This window comes from Allochromatium vinosum DSM 180, assembly GCF_000025485.1.
In the GTDB taxonomy this organism is placed as follows: Bacteria; Pseudomonadota; Gammaproteobacteria; order Chromatiales; family Chromatiaceae; genus Thermochromatium; species Thermochromatium vinosum.
The window spans coordinates 1,356,342-1,372,879 of sequence record NC_013851.1; the positions used below are offsets into that span (position 1 = coordinate 1,356,342).

Below are 16,538 nucleotides of genomic sequence, written 5' to 3' on the forward strand. Positions count from 1 at the left end.
AGGTGGCGATGGCCCGCCCGTAAACCGCCGTCAGAGCGGTCGCGGTCGGGCGACTCGACATCGAATCGGTTGTGAGCCGCCGACCTGCGTCCGACGGCTCCCCTTAGAGAATCAACACAGAGAAGGCCCATGTTCGGTAAGAAAGACGAAAAGCAGTTCAAGTACCCTGGCACCCGTATGGCGATGGACGGCAACAGTGCCGTCATCATGTGCGAGCGCGAGGCCTCGGATGCCGCCGGTGCCTATCCGATCACGCCTTCCACCCAGATGGGCGAGTACTGGGCCGAGGAAGTGGCCAATGGGCATCTGAATATCTCGGGCAATCCGCTGATCTTCGTCGAGCCGGAGTCCGAGCACGCGGCGGCGGCCGTGACCGCCGGCATGTCGATGACGGGACTGCGCGCCACCAATTTCTCGTCGGCGCAGGGCGTGGCCTTCATGCACGAATCGCTCTATACGGCGGTCGGCAAGCGCCTGCCCTATGTGCTCAACATCGGCTCGCGCGCCATCACCAAGGCCAGTCTCAACGTCCACTGCGCCCACGACGACTATCACTGTATCGACGACACCGGCTTCTTCCAGGTCTTCGGCAAGAACGCCCAGGAAGCGGCCGACCTGAACCTGATCGCGCGCAAGATCGCCGAGCTGACCCTGACGCCGGCCGCCGTCGGTCAGGACGGCTTCCTGACCACGCATCTGATCGAGCCGCTCAATGTGCCCGAACGCGCGCTGGTCGAGGAGTTCTGCGGCCGTCCCGACGACATCATCGAGTGCCCGACCCCGGCCCAGCGTCTGGTCTATGGCCCGACCCGTCGCCGCGTGCCCCTGGTCTGGGACGTCGACAACCCGGTCAGCTCGGGCACGGTGCAGAACCAGGACGCCTACATGCAGGCGGTCGCCGCACAGCGTCCCTATTTCTTCGATCACATCGGGCCAATCGCCGATCAGGTGATGGCTGAGTACTACGAGCTGACCGGGCGTCGCTATGCGCGCGCTTGCGGCTATCGCTGCGAGGACGCCGAGTACGTGATCGTCGGTCAGGGCAGCATGGTCGTCCAGGCCGAGGCGGTGGCCGACTATCTGCGCGAGACCCGCAAGCTCAAGATCGGCGTCATCAATCTGACCATGTTCCGTCCCTTCCCCGGCGAGCTGATCGGCCGGATGTTGCAGGGCAAGAAGGGCGTGGCGATCCTGGAGCGCACCGACCAGCCGCTGGCCGAGGATCTGCCGATCATGTGCGAAGTGCGCGCGGCCCTGGCCAAGTGCATGGAGAACGGTCTGGCCGGCAAGGGCGAGGAGATCCCCTATGCGCCCTATCCGACCTACAAGGCCGGCGACATGCCGCGCCTCTACTCGGGCTGCTATGGTCTGGGTTCGCGCGACCTCCAGCCGGAAGGACTGATCGCCGCCGTCGAGAACATGATTCCGGGCGGTGCCGGTCGCAAGTTCTTCTATCTCTCGATCGACTTCATGCGCGAAGCGGCCGATCCCAAGGACGAGATCCGCATCCAGCAGTTGAAGGACGCCTATCCGCGCATCGGCGAGCTGGCCCTGCGCGGCAGCGAGAACCCGAACCTGCTGCCCAAGGGCGCGGTGACGGTGCGCATGCACTCGGTCGGCGGCTGGGGCGCCGTGACCACCGGCAAGAACCTGGCGATGACCCTCTATGATCTGCTGGGTTACGACATCCGCGCCAATCCCAAGTACGGCTCGGAGAAGAAGGGGCAGCCGACCACCTACTTCCTGTCGGCCGCGCCCGAGCCGATTCGCCTGAACTGCGAATACACCTATGTCGACGTGGTCCTGAGCCCGGACCCGAACGTCTTCACCCACTCCAACCCGCTCGCGGGTCTGCATCGCGGCGGACGCTTCGTCATCCAGTCGAGTCTGGAGAACGCCGAGCAGGTGTGGGCCAGCTTCCCGCCGGCGGCGCGCAAGTTCATCGTCGACAACGAGATCCGCGTCTATTACATCGACGGCTTCAGGATCGCGCGTGAAGAGGCCTCCAACGCCGAGCTGCAATTCCGCATGCAGGGCAACGCCTTCCAGGGCGCCTTCTTCGCCGCCTCGCCGCTGATGGAGCGTTCGGGACTCAATGAAACCGGTCTGTTCAACGCCATCGAGGAGCAGTTGCGCTCCAAGTTCGGTGCCAAGGGCGAGCGCGTGGTGCAGGACAACCTGCGCATCGTGCGCCGTGGTTTCGACGAGATCGTCGAGATCACCGACAAGCCGCTGGTCGCCGGTCAGCTCCTGACCCGCAAGGCACCGAGCCTGCCGATCATGCTCAAGGCCCTGCCCGAGGGCGACGGCCGTATCTCCGACGTGCATCGCTTCTGGGATCAGACCGGCGCCTTCTATGCCAGCGGCCGCGGCAGCGACAACCTGACCGATCCGCACATGGCCCTGTCGCTGATGCCGGCCTCCACCGGCGTCTATCGCGACATGACCCAGATCCGCTTCGAGTATCCGAAGTTCCTGCCCGAGAACTGTACCGCCTGCGGCAACTGCTTCTCGATCTGTCCGGACAGCGCCATTCCGGGTCTGGTCAACAAGGTGTCCGATGTCTTCGCCACCGCGATCAATCGCGTCGAGCGCGGGATGCCGACCCAGTATCTGCGCCGCGAGACCCGCAACGTCGAGAAGCGTCTGCGCGAGCTGGTCGAGACCGCCGGTGAGACGGCCGACATGCGCACGCTCATGGATCAGGCTGTGCTCGAAACCCTGGCCGCCTTCAGCGGCGAGCCGGAGCAGAAGGCCGTCGCCGAGAAGGAATTCGGTCTGATGATGGAGGCGCTCGGCGACTATCAGTTCGCCATCACCAAGCCCTACTGGACCAATCGCGAGAAGAAGCAGAAGGGCAGCGGCGGTCTGTTCAGCATCACCGTCAACCCCTACACCTGTAAGGGCTGTATGGAGTGTATCGAGGTCTGTAACGACGGCGCCCTGGTCGCTGAGCCGCAGACCACCGAGAGCATCCAGCAGATGCAGAACCGCTGGGCCATGTGGCTGGACCTGCCGACCACCGATCCGGACTTCATCCGCATCGAGGATCTCGACGACAAGGTCGGCGCGCTCGAAACCCTGCTGCTCGACAAGACCAACTACCAGTCGATGGTCTCGGGCGACGGCTCCTGCATGGGCTGCGGCGAGAAGACCGCGATCCATCTGTTCACCGCCACGGTCACGGCGCTGATGCAGTCGCGCGTCAAGAAGCACCTGGCTGAGATCGACGACCTGATCAACCGTCTGGAAACCCACATCCGGCTCAAGCTGGCTTCGGGCATGGATCTGTCCAACTCGGCGGCCATTGCCAAGGCGCTCGACAGCCACAAGGACGCCGATCTGACCCTGTCCGGTCTCTCGGCCGAACTGGTGCACCAGGGCGCCCAGCCGGTCGATCCCGACTGGCTCAAGTGGGTCACTGGACTGCTGGCCAAGCTGCGTCATCTCAAGGCGCAGTACACCGACAAGCAGCCGCGCGCCAACATGGGCTTCGTCAACGCCACCGGCTGTACCTCGGTCTGGGGCGCGACCTTCCCTTACAACCCCTATCCCTTCCCCTGGTCGAACAACCTGTTCCAGGACTCGCCCTCGGTGGCCCTGGGTCTGTTCGAAGGTCACATGCGCAAGATGGGCGAGGGCTTCAAGGCCATCCGTCAGGCACGCATGGAGCTGGATGGGAAGTTCAAGCTGAACGATCCCGCGTGTGAGCTGAGCTATTTCGGCTGGAAGGACTTCAGCGACGAAGAGTGGCTGCTGTGTCCGCCGGTGGTCGCGGTCGGCGGCGACGGCGCCATGTATGACATCGGCTTCCAGAACCTGTCGCGTGCGCTCATGTCCGGCACCCCGGTCAAGATCCTGGTGGTCGACACGCAGAGCTATTCCAACACCGGCGGTCAGTCCTGTACCTCGGGCTTCGTCGGTCAGGTCGCCGACATGGCGCCCTACGGCAAGCAGTGGAAGGGCAAGACCGAGATCCGCAAGGAGATGGGCCTGATCGGCATGGCGCATCGCTCGGCCTTTGTGCTCTCCAGCTCGGCCTCGCACCTGACGCACCTGCTGGAAGGCTACATCGATGGTCTGAACGCGCGCCGTCCGGCCCTGTTCAACATCTACACCTCGTGCCAGCCCGAGCACGGTATCGGCGACGACATGTCCAACAAGCATGGTCGCATGGCCGTGGAGTCGCGCGCCTATCCGCTGTTCCGCTTCGACCCGGACGCCGGCACCAGCCTGGAAGAGTGCTGCTCGATCGAGGGCAACCCGGACATCGACCGCGACTGGATCAGCTGGACGCTCAAGTACACCGACGAGAAGGGCAACCCGGCCGAGATGGAAGTGCCCTTCACCTTCGTCGACTTCGCCATGATCGAGGGCCGCTTCCGCAAGCACTTCCGCAAAGCGCCGCCCGAGACCTGGAACGACACCATGATCCCGGTGCACGAGTTCCTGGATCTGGCCGAGGACGAGCGCGAGGGGCTGCATCCCTACGTCTGGGGCGTGGACGGCAAGAACCGTCTGATGCGCGTCCTGGTCGCTCAGGAGCTGATCCACAGCTGCGAGGAGCGGCGCGCCTACTGGACCCAGTTGCGCGGACTCTGCGGCGAGCTCAACAAGGTCGATGTCGAGTCGGTACGCCAGCAGGCCAAGGCCGAGATCGCCCAGAAGCTCACCAGCAGCCTGCTGGCACTGGCGGTCGGCGAGGGCGGACTGTCCGGTCTGGCCGGCGCGGCGCCCTCCAACGGCGCGGGTCACGGCGGAAATGGCGCGGCGCATCCGGGCGCCAACGGCTCGGGCAACGGCAGCGCCGAAGGCTGGGAGCCGGTGTGGGTCGAGACCCCCGAGTGCACCGCCTGCGACGAGTGCGTCACCATCAACCCCAAGATCTTCAAGTACAACGGTGACAAGAAGATCGAGATCGTCGATCCCAAGGGCGGACCCTACAAGGACATCGTCAAGGCGGCCGAGAAGTGCGCCGCCGGCTGCATCCATCCGGGAATGCCCTGGAACCCGGCCGAGGCGGGCGTCGACAAGCTCGTCAAGCGCGCCGAGAAGTACCAGTAGGAGACAGTGAGGAGCGAACCGCATCGGTTGCGACCGATGCGGTTCGCGACGCTCACCCCATCCTACGCGGGGCCGGCGAGACTCCGTGTTCTCTTCGCGTCCTGTGCGTCTTTGCGGTTCCAATTTGAGTGGATCTTGGTATGAAGCATCAAGCAGCGGCACTGGGTTCCAACTGCGCGCCCGACGCCGGGCATTCCAACCTGATGAAGCGAATCGGCCTGGGTTTCACGCGGCTCATCCATGGCCACAAGACCTTCGATCACGGCATCTATCCGATCGAGCACAAGGAACTCACGGCCGGCAAGCCGATTCGGCGCCTGCCGTTCGCCGACGAGCTGGTCATCCCCTTGCAGCAGCACAAGGGCCGCGCCTCGGTGCCGATCGTCAAGGTCGGCCAGGAGGTCGTGCGCGGCGAGCCGATCGCGGTGGCCGATCATTTCGTCTCCGTGCCCATGCACGCACCGGCGACCGGCGTGATCCGCGCCATCGGGCTGGCGCCGACCGCCGAGGGTCCGAAGACCCAGGCGATCTTCCTCAAGGTCTACCATGCCGCCAGCCAGCAGGTGCTCTACGGCAGCGCGTGCGAACCCGAGCAGATGAACGTCAAGGACATCATCCAGGCGGTTCAGGATGCGGGGCTGGTCGGACTCGGCGGCGGGGCGTTTCCGAGCCACGTCAAGATGCAGCCGCCCGCCGGTCGGGTGATCCATACGGTGCTGGTCAACGGCTGCGAGTGTGAGCCGTATCTCACCTGCGACCATCGCATCATGCTGGAGCAGACCGAGAATCTGATCCGGGGCATTCGGATCGCCCTGCGGGCCACGCGCGCCGAACGCGCCATCATCGGCGTCGAGGACAACAAGCTCGATGCCGTGAGCCATCTGCGCGCGCGCCTCCCCAAGCATCTGCCGATCACGGTCGAGGCGGTCCGGACCAAGTATCCGCAGGGCGCCGAGAAGATGCTCATCACCGCGCTGCTCGATGCCGAAGTTCCGGCCGGCGGTTTGCCCGCCGATGTCGGCGTGGCGGTGTTCAACGTCGGCACCCTGGCGCAGATGGGTGAACTGGTGCCCAGGGGACAGGGACTCATCGAGCGCGTGGTCACGGTCAGCGGACCGGCGGTCAAGAATCCGGGCAACTTCCTGGTGCCGATCGGCACCCCAGTGCGCTTCCTGCTCGATCAGGTCGGCTTCAAGGGGCCGCTGGGGCAGGTGATCCTGGGTGGCCCCATGATGGGTATGGCTGTGGCCTCGCTCGATGTGCCCGTCACCAAGTCGGTCTCGGGCGTGGTGGCGCTGGAGCCGGAAGATCCGGCGCTGGCGCGGCGTCAGGTCTATCCCTGCATCAAGTGCGGCGAGTGTCTGCGTGCCTGTCCGGTCTCGCTCAATCCCTCGATGCTCGGTGAGCTGGCGGTGGCGCGCGAATACGGCGTCATGGCCGAGCAGTTCAATCTCGACCAGTGCTTCGAGTGCGGCTGCTGTGCTTTCGTCTGTCCGTCCAACATCCCGCTGACCCAATATTTCCGCATCGCCAAGTCGATCAATCGCGATGCCCGGCGGCGGGACGAGGCCAAGCAAACCCAGCACTGAGCGGCCTGAGCATCCCCCTCTCCCCAACCCCGCTCCCGCGAGGGAGGAGGGGGCGTGCCGGCACCGAGAAATCACTGAATCACTGAAGACTGATGACGAACCATGTCTAGAGGCATCGAAATCCGCACCTCCCCGCATCTCAAGCGGGTGGTGACGGTCGACAAGATCATGCGCACCGTGGTGCTGGCGCTACTGCCGATCGCGGCCTTCGCGGTCTGGCAGTTCGGGCTGAGCGCGCTGCTGCTGCTCCTGACCACCACGGGCGTGGCCATCCTGACCGAAGCGTTCTTCGCCCGCGCCAGCGGTCGAGGCAACACGGTCTCAGACTGGTCGGTGGTCATCACCGGTCTGCTGCTGGGACTGACCCTGCCGCCCGGCTTTCCGTTGTGGATGGCGGCGGTGGCGGCGTTCGTCGGTGTGGCGCTCGGCAAGGCGCTGTTCGGCGGGCTGGGCTACAACGTCATGAATCCGGCCCTGGTCGGACGCGCCTTCGTGCAGGCGGCCTTTCCGGTGGCCATCACCACCTGGACGCCGGCCTTCGCGCCCGGTCGCTTCACCGAAGTCATTCCCTCGACCCTGACGCTGCCCTTCATGCAGCCGATCCCGGTCGGCGACTGGATCGCGAGTCTGAACCTGGACGGCTGGAGCGGAGCTACGCCCCTGGCGATCCAGAAGTTCCAGCACATCGAAACGCCGATCATGGATACCTTCAGCGGGATGATCGCCGGTTCGGCGGGCGAGACCTCGGCGATCCTGATCCTGATCTGCGGTCTGTGGCTGGCCTGGCAGCGGATGCTCGACTGGCGTATCCCGGTCAGCGTCATGGCCGGCGCGGTCCTGGTGGCGCTGCCGTTCTGGCTGCTCGATCCGAGTCTCTATCCGAGTCCCTGGTTCGTGCTCTGCTCGGGCGGGCTGATGCTGGGCGCCTGGTTCATGGCCAGCGACATGGTGGCCTCGCCGGTGACGGCGACCGGCGTGGTGATCTACGGACTCTTCATCGGTGCGCTGACGGTCGTCATCCGGCTGTTCGGCGGTCTGGTCGAGGGCATCATGTACGCCATCCTGCTCGCCAATGCGCTCGGGCCGCTGATTTCGAGCTGGACCCAGCCGCGCGTTTACGGCTCCAAATAGAGTAGGGTAGAGATGACGACCGAAGTACAGATTCAACCTCAAGCGGCGAGCACGCCGGCCTGGGCCATGCTGCGCACCCTGGGCGGCATCGCGCTGCTCTCCGGGCTGCTGGTGGCCCTGGTCTACCAGTTCACCCTGCCGATCATCGCCGAGAATCAGCGTGTCCTGACCGAGAAGGCCGTGTTCCGCGTGCTGCCGGGCGCGGTCGGCAAGCGCGATTTCGTCATCACGCCCGAGGGCGGACTGGCGCCCGCCGAGGCGGGTGCGAGCGGCGATCTCATCTACGGCGCCTATGATGCCGGCGGCCGGTTGCTGGGTCTGGCCATCACCGGCTCGGGTCCGGGCTATGCCGGTCCGGTCAAAGTGATGTTCGCCTATGACCCGAGCTGCGACTGCATCACCGGCAGCAAGGTGCTCCAGTCCAACGAGACGCCCGGTTTCGGCGACAAGCTCGACTTCGACCCCGACTTCCTCAAGAACTTCGAGGCACTCGACGCGCGTCTGGATGCCGCCGGCACGGCGCTCGCCAATGCCATCGTCACCGTCAAGCACGGCACCAAATCCGAGCCTTGGCAGATCGACGCCATCACGGGCGCGACCATCTCATCCAAGGCGATGGGCCGCGCGGCCAACAGCGCCGCGCAACGCGCCGTACCGGCCATCGAGCGTGATCTGGCCGTGCTCACGTCGCCACCCTCGCCCTGAACAACCGAGAGAGCCACTGCGAGACTCCGAGTCATGCCTGAATTGCTCAATCCACAAGAAAAACTCACCCCGGACACCTTCCTGCGCGGTCTGTGGGAGGAGAACCCGGTGTTCGTGATGCTGCTCGGCATGTGTCCGGTGCTGGCGGTCACGAGCACGACCCTGAATGCCATTGCGATGGGACTGGCGACCACCTTCGTGCTGGTCTGCTCCAGCCTGCTGATCTCGCTGCTGCGCAACTGGATACCCAAGCAGGTGCGCATCGCCAGCTACATCGTCATCATCGCCACCTTCGTCACTATCGTCGACTATGCCATCCAGGCCATCAGTCTGGAGCTGTACGCGGCGCTCGGCGCCTTCATCCAGCTCATCGTCGTCAACTGTGTGATCCTGGGCCGCGCCGAGGCCTATGCCTCCAAGCAGCGGCTGCACACCACCCTAGTCAACAGTCTAGGCATGGGTGTGGGCTTCACCTTGGCGCTGCTGGCGCTCGGCACGGTGCGCGAGGTGCTGGGCAATGGCACCCTGCTCGGTATTCCACTCTTCGGGCCGGATTTCCAGCCCTGGCTGGTGATGATCCTGCCGCCGGGCGGTTTCTTCGTGCTCGGCGTCTGGCTGTTGCTGTTCAACTGGCTGCGTCAGAGCAAGGTCCGCCGCGCCGCGCAATTCTCGGGAGCACCCGCCGATGCACGCTGAACCCTTGTCGCTGATCTTTCTCAACGCCGCCATCGTCAACAACTTCGTGCTGGCGCTGTTTCTCGGCATCTGTCCCTTCCTCGGCGTCTCGGGCAAGAAGGAGACGGCCTGGAACATGGGTCTGGCCACGATGTTCGTGATGCTGGTCAGCTCGGCCGCCGCCTATGGCATCAACTGGCTGCTGACCCAGCTCGGGCTGGAGTTCCTGCGTCTGATCTGCTACATCGCCGTGATCGCCTCGGCGGTGCAACTGGTCGAGATGTTCGTCAAGAAGACCAGTCCGGCGCTGTTTCGCTCGCTCGGTATCTTCCTGCCGCTCATCACCACGAACTGCGCCATCCTGGGTCTGGCGCTGTTCCAGACCTCCAAGGAATACGACTTCGTGCAGAGTCTGGTCTATGCGCTGGGCGCGGGTGTGGGCTTCACCCTGGCGCTGATGCTGATGGCCGGTCTGCGCGAAAAGCTGGCGCTGGCCAGGGTGCCGAGCGTCAGTCAGGGCGCGGCCCTGAGCCTGATGCTGGCGGGGCTGCTGTCGCTGGCGTTCATGGGTTTCGCCGGACTGGGAGGCGGGCATGGTTGAGATACTGCTCGCGCCGCTGGTCGTCTTTCTGGCGCTTGCCGGCTGGGTCGGGGTGCAGCAGCTCTATGCACGCTTTCAGGCCCGCTATCCGCAACTTGGCCCTTTCCGCGACTCGGGCGGGGGCTGCTCTTGCACCAAGGGGCACTGCTCCTCTAAAAACGCTTGCTGATTCGCACCGATCCGCTCGGTTCGCGTTTCTCTCGATCACATCAATGCATCCTCTCGCGTCCAGCCAGCGGTCGCCAGAGTGAAGGAGTGACTGGATGAGTCAACAAGACATCAGATACATCGGCCCGACCGCACCGGCGGTCATCAAGGCCAGCCAGCGCATCACGCCCGAGACCACGGATGAGGTGCGCCACATCACGCTCGAGGTGCTCGACCCGGCCTTCCAGTTCGTCGAGGGCCAGAGCATCGGCGTGCTGGTGCCCGGACCGCACGAATTCGGCAATGCGATGCACGTGCGCCGTTACTCGATCGCCAATGCGCGCAACGTCCCGATTGGCGGCGGGGTGCATCTGGACGTTCTGGTGCGTCGCTGTTTCTACCTCGACGAAGTCAGCGGCGAGCGCTATCCGGGCGTGGCCTCGAACTATCTGTGCGATGCCAAGCCGGGCGACCAGATCACCATCAGCGGCCCCTATCTCAGCCCCTTCCGTATGCCGCTCGACAATCGCGCCAATCTGCTGATGATCGGTACCGGCACCGGCATTGCGCCCTTCCGCGCCTTCGCTCAGCTCATCTACGAGCGTCGCGGCGACTGGAAAGGGCAGGTGCGGCTCTACTACGGCGGTCACAGCGGTCTGGACCTGATGTACGCCAACGACGAGACCAGCGACCTGACGCACTACTACGACGAGAAGACCTTCCAGGCCTTCCGCGCGCTGGGCACGAAGCCGCTGATGAGTTCCTCGCAGGCGCTGGAGCAGGGTTTGACCGAGCACGCCGCCGAGGCCTGGCGTCTGATGCGCGAGCCGAACACCCATGTGTTCCTGTCCGGTCTGAGCAAGGTCACGCAGGCGTTCGATCGGGTCATGGCCAAGCAGGCCGGCTCCGAGGCGGAGTGGAAGCGGCTCAAGCAGCGTCTGATCGACGATGGACGCTGGTCGGAGCTGATCTACGACTGATCGCAAACCACAGGGATGCGCCCACCGCCAAAGGCTCGTATGCCCCAGCCGATATGGATGGGGTGTGCGCCTTTGGCGTCGCTGTGATCCCGGCGGCTCAGGCGCCCAGAAACGCCCGCGCCGTCCCGGCGTCGCGCTGGATCTGCCCCCGAAGCGCCTCGAACGACTCGAAACGCTGCTCGTCGCGCAGACGCAGCACCAGTTCGACTTCCAGATGCCGGCCGTAGATCGACTGGTCGAAGTCGAACAGATGCACCTCCAGCCGCGCGCCGGTCCCGTCGACCGTCGGGCGCGTGCCGATGTTGGCCACGCCCGGCCAGGGTTCCGAACCCAGCCCCTTCACCCGCACCGCATAGACTCCGCGTACCGGGCTGACACGCCTGTGCAGCGCGATATTGGCCGTCGGGAAACCGATGGCGCGACCGCGCTTGTCGCCATGCACCACGCGCCCTTCCAGGCAATAAGGTCGGCCGAGCAAATGCCGCGCCTGTTCCAGATCGCCGCGCGCCAGCGCCTCGCGCACCCGTGTGCTGCTGATGCGCTCGGCGCCATGGGTGATGGTGTGCAGATCCTCGACCGCGAATCCGGCCCCGTTCGCCTCGGCTACGCGCCCCATGTCCCGCAGCAGCGCGAAATCGCCCGTGCGTCCGCGTCCGAACCGGAAGTCGTCGCCGACCAGCAGGAAGCGCACGCCCAGCCCCTCGATCAGCAGCCGCTGAACGAACTCCGGCGCCGGCATCGCCGCCAACCTTGGCCCGAACTCCAGCAGCATCACCCGTTCGATGTCGCTCGCGCGCAGTGCCCCGAGCTTCTCGCGCAACCGGGTCAACCGCGCCGGCGCCGACTCGGGTGCGAACACCTCCATCGGCTGAGGCTCGAAGGTGATCACGGTCGCCGGCAAGCCCAGCTCACACCCGCGCGCCAGCAACCGCTGGAAGACCGCGCGATGCCCCAGATGCACCCCGTCGAAGTTGCCGATCGTGGCGACACAGCCGCGATCGGCGGGGCGCAGATTGTGCAGGCCCCGGATCAGTCTCATTCTTCGGTCTGCGAAGCGAGTGGACGCCCGAAGACCTCCCGGTAGGTGTCGGCATAGGGTTCAAGCGTCTGATAGACATGCTCGGGCACCACGCGCGCCTCGAAGCGCGGAAACTTGCTGCGCACATAGTTCAGGTTGCGCAGCAGCTTCATTTCGATGATGGCGCGCGCGAACTCCAGTCCCTTCGAACCCTTCTTGCGCTGCATGTAGGCGACCAGCTTGCGCACCAGGAACGGCGGCTTCTTGGCCCCCGGCGGCTGGGTCAACCGCGCGATGTAGTGCGGCATGCCGCGCGTGCGGTCCCCGCTCGAGGTCAGCTCGCCGATCTCCAGATCCGGGCGGATCAGCTCGAACAGCTCCTCGCCGATCTCGGTACGCGCCAGCACCCACTGCCAGCCCAGTTCGGCGCCCATGTAGCCGACGGTCAGGTCGCACAGCGTATTCGGATAATCGAAGCAGGACAGACACGACGACGGGAAGATCCCGTGCAGCTTGTCCATCGGGAAGTCGATGTAGTTGACGCGCTCCTTGTGGCCGTCCTCGTGGCGCATCCAGAGACTGAAGTCCTGCATGAACTCGTAGTGCACGATGGTCTGCGGCGAGCGCGAAACCTGGGTCAGGAAATATTCCAGATCCGGATAGGTGACGTTGTCGCTACAGGGGATGCCGATCACATAGAGCTTCTCAAGCCCGAGTTCGGCCTCAACCGCGCGCAGCATGTGCACCTGACAGCTTGTACCTATGAAAGCCAGACGCTTGATGCCCTGTTCGCGCACCTGATCGAGCAGGCGCAGGTTGGGTGACAGACAGGGCTTGTTGCCGGCGGTGGCCAGGACTTCGGCGGGCGTGCGCGCGAGCACCGGCTCGGACTTGAAACGGGTGCCGGGCGCCGCGCCCGTGGTGATGACGGCCTCGACCCGACCCTGTTCGAGCAGACGCGCGCCGAGCGAGGTGACGATGCCGCTCCACTGCGCCTGGGGGTTGGGACGGCGCATCCGGGCGGCATACTGGGTGCGATGGATGCCGAAGCGCCGCTCGTCGTCGGGCCGGCGCGCGCGACCGTGCAGGCGCTGCTCGATCTCGGCGGTCTGGTTGCGCACGAAGATACAGGCCGATGACATCCGTCCCTTGAGCGTGCTGTCGCAGAGTCCGCAGTCGCTACAGAGCTTGGGACGGCCCTTGAGCCGCTCGTCGCTGCTCAGGAGCGAGATGGTGGCGAGTCCCTTGGAGGGGCCGGTGTCCTGTGGGTCGAGCACGGCGTCGTTCATGCGGCGGCCTCGATGGCGCGCGCGGCGCGCGTGCTGGCGGGAAGGGTGGCGAAGATCATCGTTGTCGTCCTCCGGCAGATGGATCTGTGCTCGGGTCGAGCCGAACGGGGCGCTATTGTATGCCATAAGCGCTTCGGACTCGCCGCCGACACATTAAACTTGACCTTGCCTAGCGATGGGCGCTAGGGTCGCGAGTTCGATTTTCGCGCCCGCGCCTGAGCGCGCTCGATTCGGGTGCTCGCGCTCGCCAGACCCTGTACACCCATTTCGACACACTAGAAACACTAGAACTAGGTTCGCCGCGTATGCCCATCCCTTTTCCCTTTTCCGCCGTCGTCGCCCAGGAGGAGATGAAACGCTCCCTGCTGATGGCGGCCATCGATCCCTCCATCGGCGGCGTGCTCGTCTTCGGTGATCGTGGCACGGGTAAGTCCACCGCCATCCGTGGACTGGCCGCCCTGCTGCCGAAGATGCGCGCGGTCGACTGCACCTACAACTGCGACCCCGAGGCCGGCGACGACTACCTGTGCCAGGAGTGCCGCACCAAGAAGGCCGAGAAAGGCAGTCTCAAGAGCCGGCAGGTGCCTGTGCCCGTGGTCGATCTGCCGCTCGGCGCCACCGAAGACCGCGTCATCGGCGCACTCGATCTGGAGCGCGCCCTGACCAAGGGCGAGAAAGCCTTCGAGCCGGGCCTGCTGGCGCGCGCCCATCGCGGCTTCCTCTACATCGACGAGGTCAACCTGCTCGAAGACCATCTGGTCGACTCGCTGCTGGACGTGGCCGCGTCCGGTCAGAACCTGGTCGAGCGCGAGGGGTTGAGCGTGCGTCACCCGGCGCGCTTCGTGCTGGTCGGCTCGGGCAACCCGGAAGAGGGCGAACTGCGTCCGCAGTTGCAGGACCGTTTCGGCCTTTCGGTCGAGGTCAAGACGCCCACCGATCTGCCCACACGTATGAAGGTCGTGCGTCTGCGCGACGAGTTCGAGCGTGATCCCGAAGCCTTCGTCGAGAAGTGGAAGGCCAAGGACGCCAAGGTCAGCCGCCAGATCCAGAAGGCCAAGAAGCTGCTGCCCGAGGTCGAGGTGCCGGATCGGACGCTCGAAGAGACCGCCAAGCTCTGCATCAAGCTCGGCACCGACGGTCTGCGCGGTGAGCTGACCGTGATCCGCTCGGCGCGTGCGCTCGCCGCGCTCCAGGGCGACAAGACCGTCACCGTCGATCACGTCAAGACCATCGCCGTCTCGGCGCTGCGCCATCGTCTGCGCCGCGATCCGCTCGACGAGTCCGGCTCGACCAGCCGTGTCGAGCGCGCGATCAAGGAGCTGTTCGGCGAATGAGCACACCCGGCCCGAATCCCGCTGTCGCGGACGGCGGCACACCGGCCCCGCTTCAGGCGGGTCCGGGCCACTCGCCCTGGGACGATGCCGTCCTGGCCGCCGTCCTGATGACGATCGATCCGGTCGGTACCGGCGGCGTGGCGCTGCGTGCGCTGCCCGGTCCGGTGCGCGATCAGTGGCTGTCGATCATGCGCGACCTCCAGCCCGAGGGCACGCCGATGCGGCGCATTCCGCTGCATGTGGCCGATGGGCGACTGCTCGGCGGTCTGGATCTGGCCGCCACGCTCAATGCCGGGCGTCCGGTGGCCGAGAAAGGGCTGCTGGTCGAGGCCGATGGCGGTGTCGTCGAGCTGGCGATGGCCGAGCGCATCGCGCCCGGCACGGCCGCGCGGCTCAACATGGCCTTCGACTCGGGCGAGGTGGTCCTGGAACGCGATGGGCTGGCCATGCGCACGCCGTCGCGCTTCGCCGTGGTCGCGCTCGACGAGGGCGTGGGCGAGGACGAGGGACTGTTGAACGCGCTGCTCGACCGGCTGGCCTTCCATCTGGAACTCAACTACGTCCGCTACGATCAGGCCATCGCCTGTAACTACGACGTTGAGGACGTGCTCGCCGCGCGACCGCGTCTGCCCGGCGTCACGATCACCGATACCCAGGTCGAGACCCTGTGCAATATCGCGCTGGCGCTCGGCATCCCCTCGCTGCGCGCCTCGATCTTCGCCAGCCGCGTGGCCTGTGCCCATGCCGCGCTCGAAGAACGCACCGAAGTGACCGACGAGGATCTCGCCGTCGCTGGACGTCTGGTGCTCGCTCCGCGCGCGACCCAGCTCCCGCCGATGGAGCCGCCGCCGGACGCCGAACCGCCGCCGCCCGAGCCGGAAGAGCCGAATCAGGACGAGGAACAGTCCAACCAGGAGCCGCAGGAACCCCAGGAGCTTCAGGACAAGATCCTGGACGCCACCAAGGCGGCGATCCCGGCCGGTCTGCTGGCCCAGCTCCAGATGGGCAAGCTGCGCCGCTCGCGCGCGCGCGCCACCGGCAAGGCGGGGGCAGTCCAGAATGCGCCCTCGCGCGGACGGCCGGCTGGGGTGCTGCGCGGCGAGCCGCGTGCCGGACAGCGGTTGAACGTGATCGAAACCCTGCGTTCCGCCGCGCCCTGGCAGCGCATCCGCCGCGAGGAACGCGCGCGCGCCGGCAAGCCGTCCAACCGGCTCGAAATCCGTCAGGACGACTTCCGCATCACCCGCTTCAAGCACAAGTCCGAGAGCACGACCATCTTCGTGGTCGATGCCTCCGGCTCTTCGGCGCTGCACCGTCTGGCCGAGGCCAAGGGTGCGGTCGAGCTGCTGCTGGCCGACTGCTATGTGCGGCGCGATCAGGTCGCGCTGGTGGCGTTCCGGGGGCAGGGGGCCGAGGTGCTGCTGCCGCCGACGCGCTCGCTGGTGCGTGCCAAGCGCAGTCTGGCCGGGCTGCCGGGCGGCGGCGGCACGCCGCTGGCCTCGGGCATCGACCTGGGGATGATGCTGGCCGATGGCGTGCAGCGTCGCGGCGGCACCCCGGTGCTGATCGTCATGACCGACGGTCGGGCCAATGTCGCGCGCGACGGTACGGGCGGGCGCACGCGCGCCAACGAGGAAGCGCTGGCCGCCGCGCGCGCGGTACGCTCGCTGGAGATCCCCGCACTGGTGATCGACACCTCGCCGCGTCCGCAGCCGCAGGGGCGTGAACTGGCCAAGGAAATGGGCGCGGTCTATCTGCCGCTGCCGCATGCCGATGCCAACGCGCTCAATCAGGCCGTGCGGGCGACGGCGGGCTGATCGCCGCTTCGCACCGCTTGTCACGCCGGTCGGAATGACGCAGAATGACAGCCGCTCGTCCTCCCCATCGCGGGGAGGGCGGCTGTCGATACCCGATCATGGGGCTGTAGCTCAGCTGGGAGAGCGCCGCGTTCGCAATGCGGAGGTCAGGGGTTCGATCCCCCTCAGCTCCACCACTCACTCTTGAA

General features: G+C 65.9%; 12 protein-coding genes and 1 tRNA gene. 11 read left to right on the plus strand and 2 right to left on the minus strand.

Translation table 11 applies throughout. The features are described 5' to 3' along the window. Positions 1 to 129 precede the first annotated feature (129 nt). From ALVIN_RS05795 to ALVIN_RS05825, 8 genes are all read left to right on the plus strand, one after another. Complete coding sequence (locus tag ALVIN_RS05795; RefSeq protein WP_012970386.1) at positions 130 to 5,064, plus strand: 2-oxoacid:acceptor oxidoreductase family protein; 4,935 nt, start codon at positions 130 to 132, stop codon at positions 5,062 to 5,064. Between the two features lie 203 nt (positions 5,065 to 5,267). Beyond that, positions 5,268 to 6,653 carry an electron transport complex subunit RsxC gene (gene rsxC / locus ALVIN_RS05800; protein ID WP_012970387.1) on the plus strand — a complete coding sequence of 462 codons (1,386 nt, stop codon included), beginning with the start codon at positions 5,268 to 5,270 and terminating at the stop codon, positions 6,651 to 6,653. 102 nt (positions 6,654 to 6,755) lie between these two features. Further along, positions 6,756 to 7,784 carry an RnfABCDGE type electron transport complex subunit D gene (locus tag ALVIN_RS05805; RefSeq protein WP_012970388.1) on the plus strand — a complete coding sequence of 343 codons (1,029 nt, stop codon included), beginning with the start codon at positions 6,756 to 6,758 and terminating at the stop codon, positions 7,782 to 7,784. Positions 7,785 to 7,796: 12 nt separating this feature from the next. Continuing rightward, positions 7,797 to 8,489: an FMN-binding protein gene (locus tag ALVIN_RS05810; protein WP_012970389.1), complete on the plus strand. Its 693-nt coding sequence runs from the start codon at positions 7,797 to 7,799 to the stop codon at positions 8,487 to 8,489. Between the two features lie 33 nt (positions 8,490 to 8,522). Beyond that, positions 8,523 to 9,185: an electron transport complex subunit RsxE gene (gene rsxE, locus ALVIN_RS05815; protein WP_012970390.1), complete on the plus strand. Its 663-nt coding sequence runs from the start codon at positions 8,523 to 8,525 to the stop codon at positions 9,183 to 9,185. Next, positions 9,175 to 9,765 (plus strand): electron transport complex protein RnfA, encoded by a 591-nt coding sequence (locus tag ALVIN_RS05820; RefSeq protein ID WP_012970391.1) that lies wholly within the window; start codon positions 9,175 to 9,177, stop codon positions 9,763 to 9,765. The genes rsxE and ALVIN_RS05820 overlap by 11 nt, the downstream gene beginning before the upstream one ends. Continuing rightward, on the plus strand, positions 9,758 to 9,934 hold the full coding sequence (locus ALVIN_RS17795; RefSeq protein ID WP_012970392.1) for a hypothetical protein: 177 nt from the start codon (positions 9,758 to 9,760) through the stop codon (positions 9,932 to 9,934). Before ALVIN_RS05820 ends, ALVIN_RS17795 begins: the two co-directional genes overlap by 8 nt. A gap of 94 nt (positions 9,935 to 10,028) precedes the next feature. After that, positions 10,029 to 10,892, plus strand: a complete 864-nt coding sequence (locus ALVIN_RS05825) for a ferredoxin reductase domain-containing protein (RefSeq protein WP_012970393.1) — start codon at positions 10,029 to 10,031, stop codon at positions 10,890 to 10,892. A gap of 97 nt (positions 10,893 to 10,989) precedes the next feature. On the opposite strand, the gene ribF is transcribed toward ALVIN_RS05825, so the two are convergent. After that, positions 10,990 to 11,931, minus strand: a complete 942-nt coding sequence (gene ribF, locus ALVIN_RS05830; RefSeq protein ID WP_012970394.1) for a bifunctional riboflavin kinase/FAD synthetase — start codon at positions 11,929 to 11,931, stop codon at positions 10,990 to 10,992. Then, positions 11,928 to 13,199: a Coenzyme F420 hydrogenase/dehydrogenase, beta subunit C-terminal domain gene (locus ALVIN_RS05835; RefSeq protein WP_012970395.1), complete on the minus strand. Its 1,272-nt coding sequence runs from the start codon at positions 13,197 to 13,199 to the stop codon at positions 11,928 to 11,930. The genes ribF and ALVIN_RS05835 overlap by 4 nt, the downstream gene beginning before the upstream one ends. Before the next feature lie 305 nt (positions 13,200 to 13,504). On the opposite strand from ALVIN_RS05835, the gene bchI reads away from it, so the two are divergent. From bchI to ALVIN_RS05850, 3 genes are all read left to right on the plus strand, one after another. Next, positions 13,505 to 14,533: a magnesium chelatase ATPase subunit I gene (bchI, locus tag ALVIN_RS05840; protein ID WP_012970396.1), complete on the plus strand. Its 1,029-nt coding sequence runs from the start codon at positions 13,505 to 13,507 to the stop codon at positions 14,531 to 14,533. Then, positions 14,530 to 16,350: a magnesium chelatase subunit D gene (locus ALVIN_RS05845; protein WP_012970397.1), complete on the plus strand. Its 1,821-nt coding sequence runs from the start codon at positions 14,530 to 14,532 to the stop codon at positions 16,348 to 16,350. The genes bchI and ALVIN_RS05845 overlap by 4 nt, the downstream gene beginning before the upstream one ends. 100 nt (positions 16,351 to 16,450) lie before the next feature. Next, positions 16,451 to 16,526, plus strand: a tRNA-Ala gene (locus ALVIN_RS05850). Positions 16,527 to 16,538: the final 12 nt, after the last annotated feature.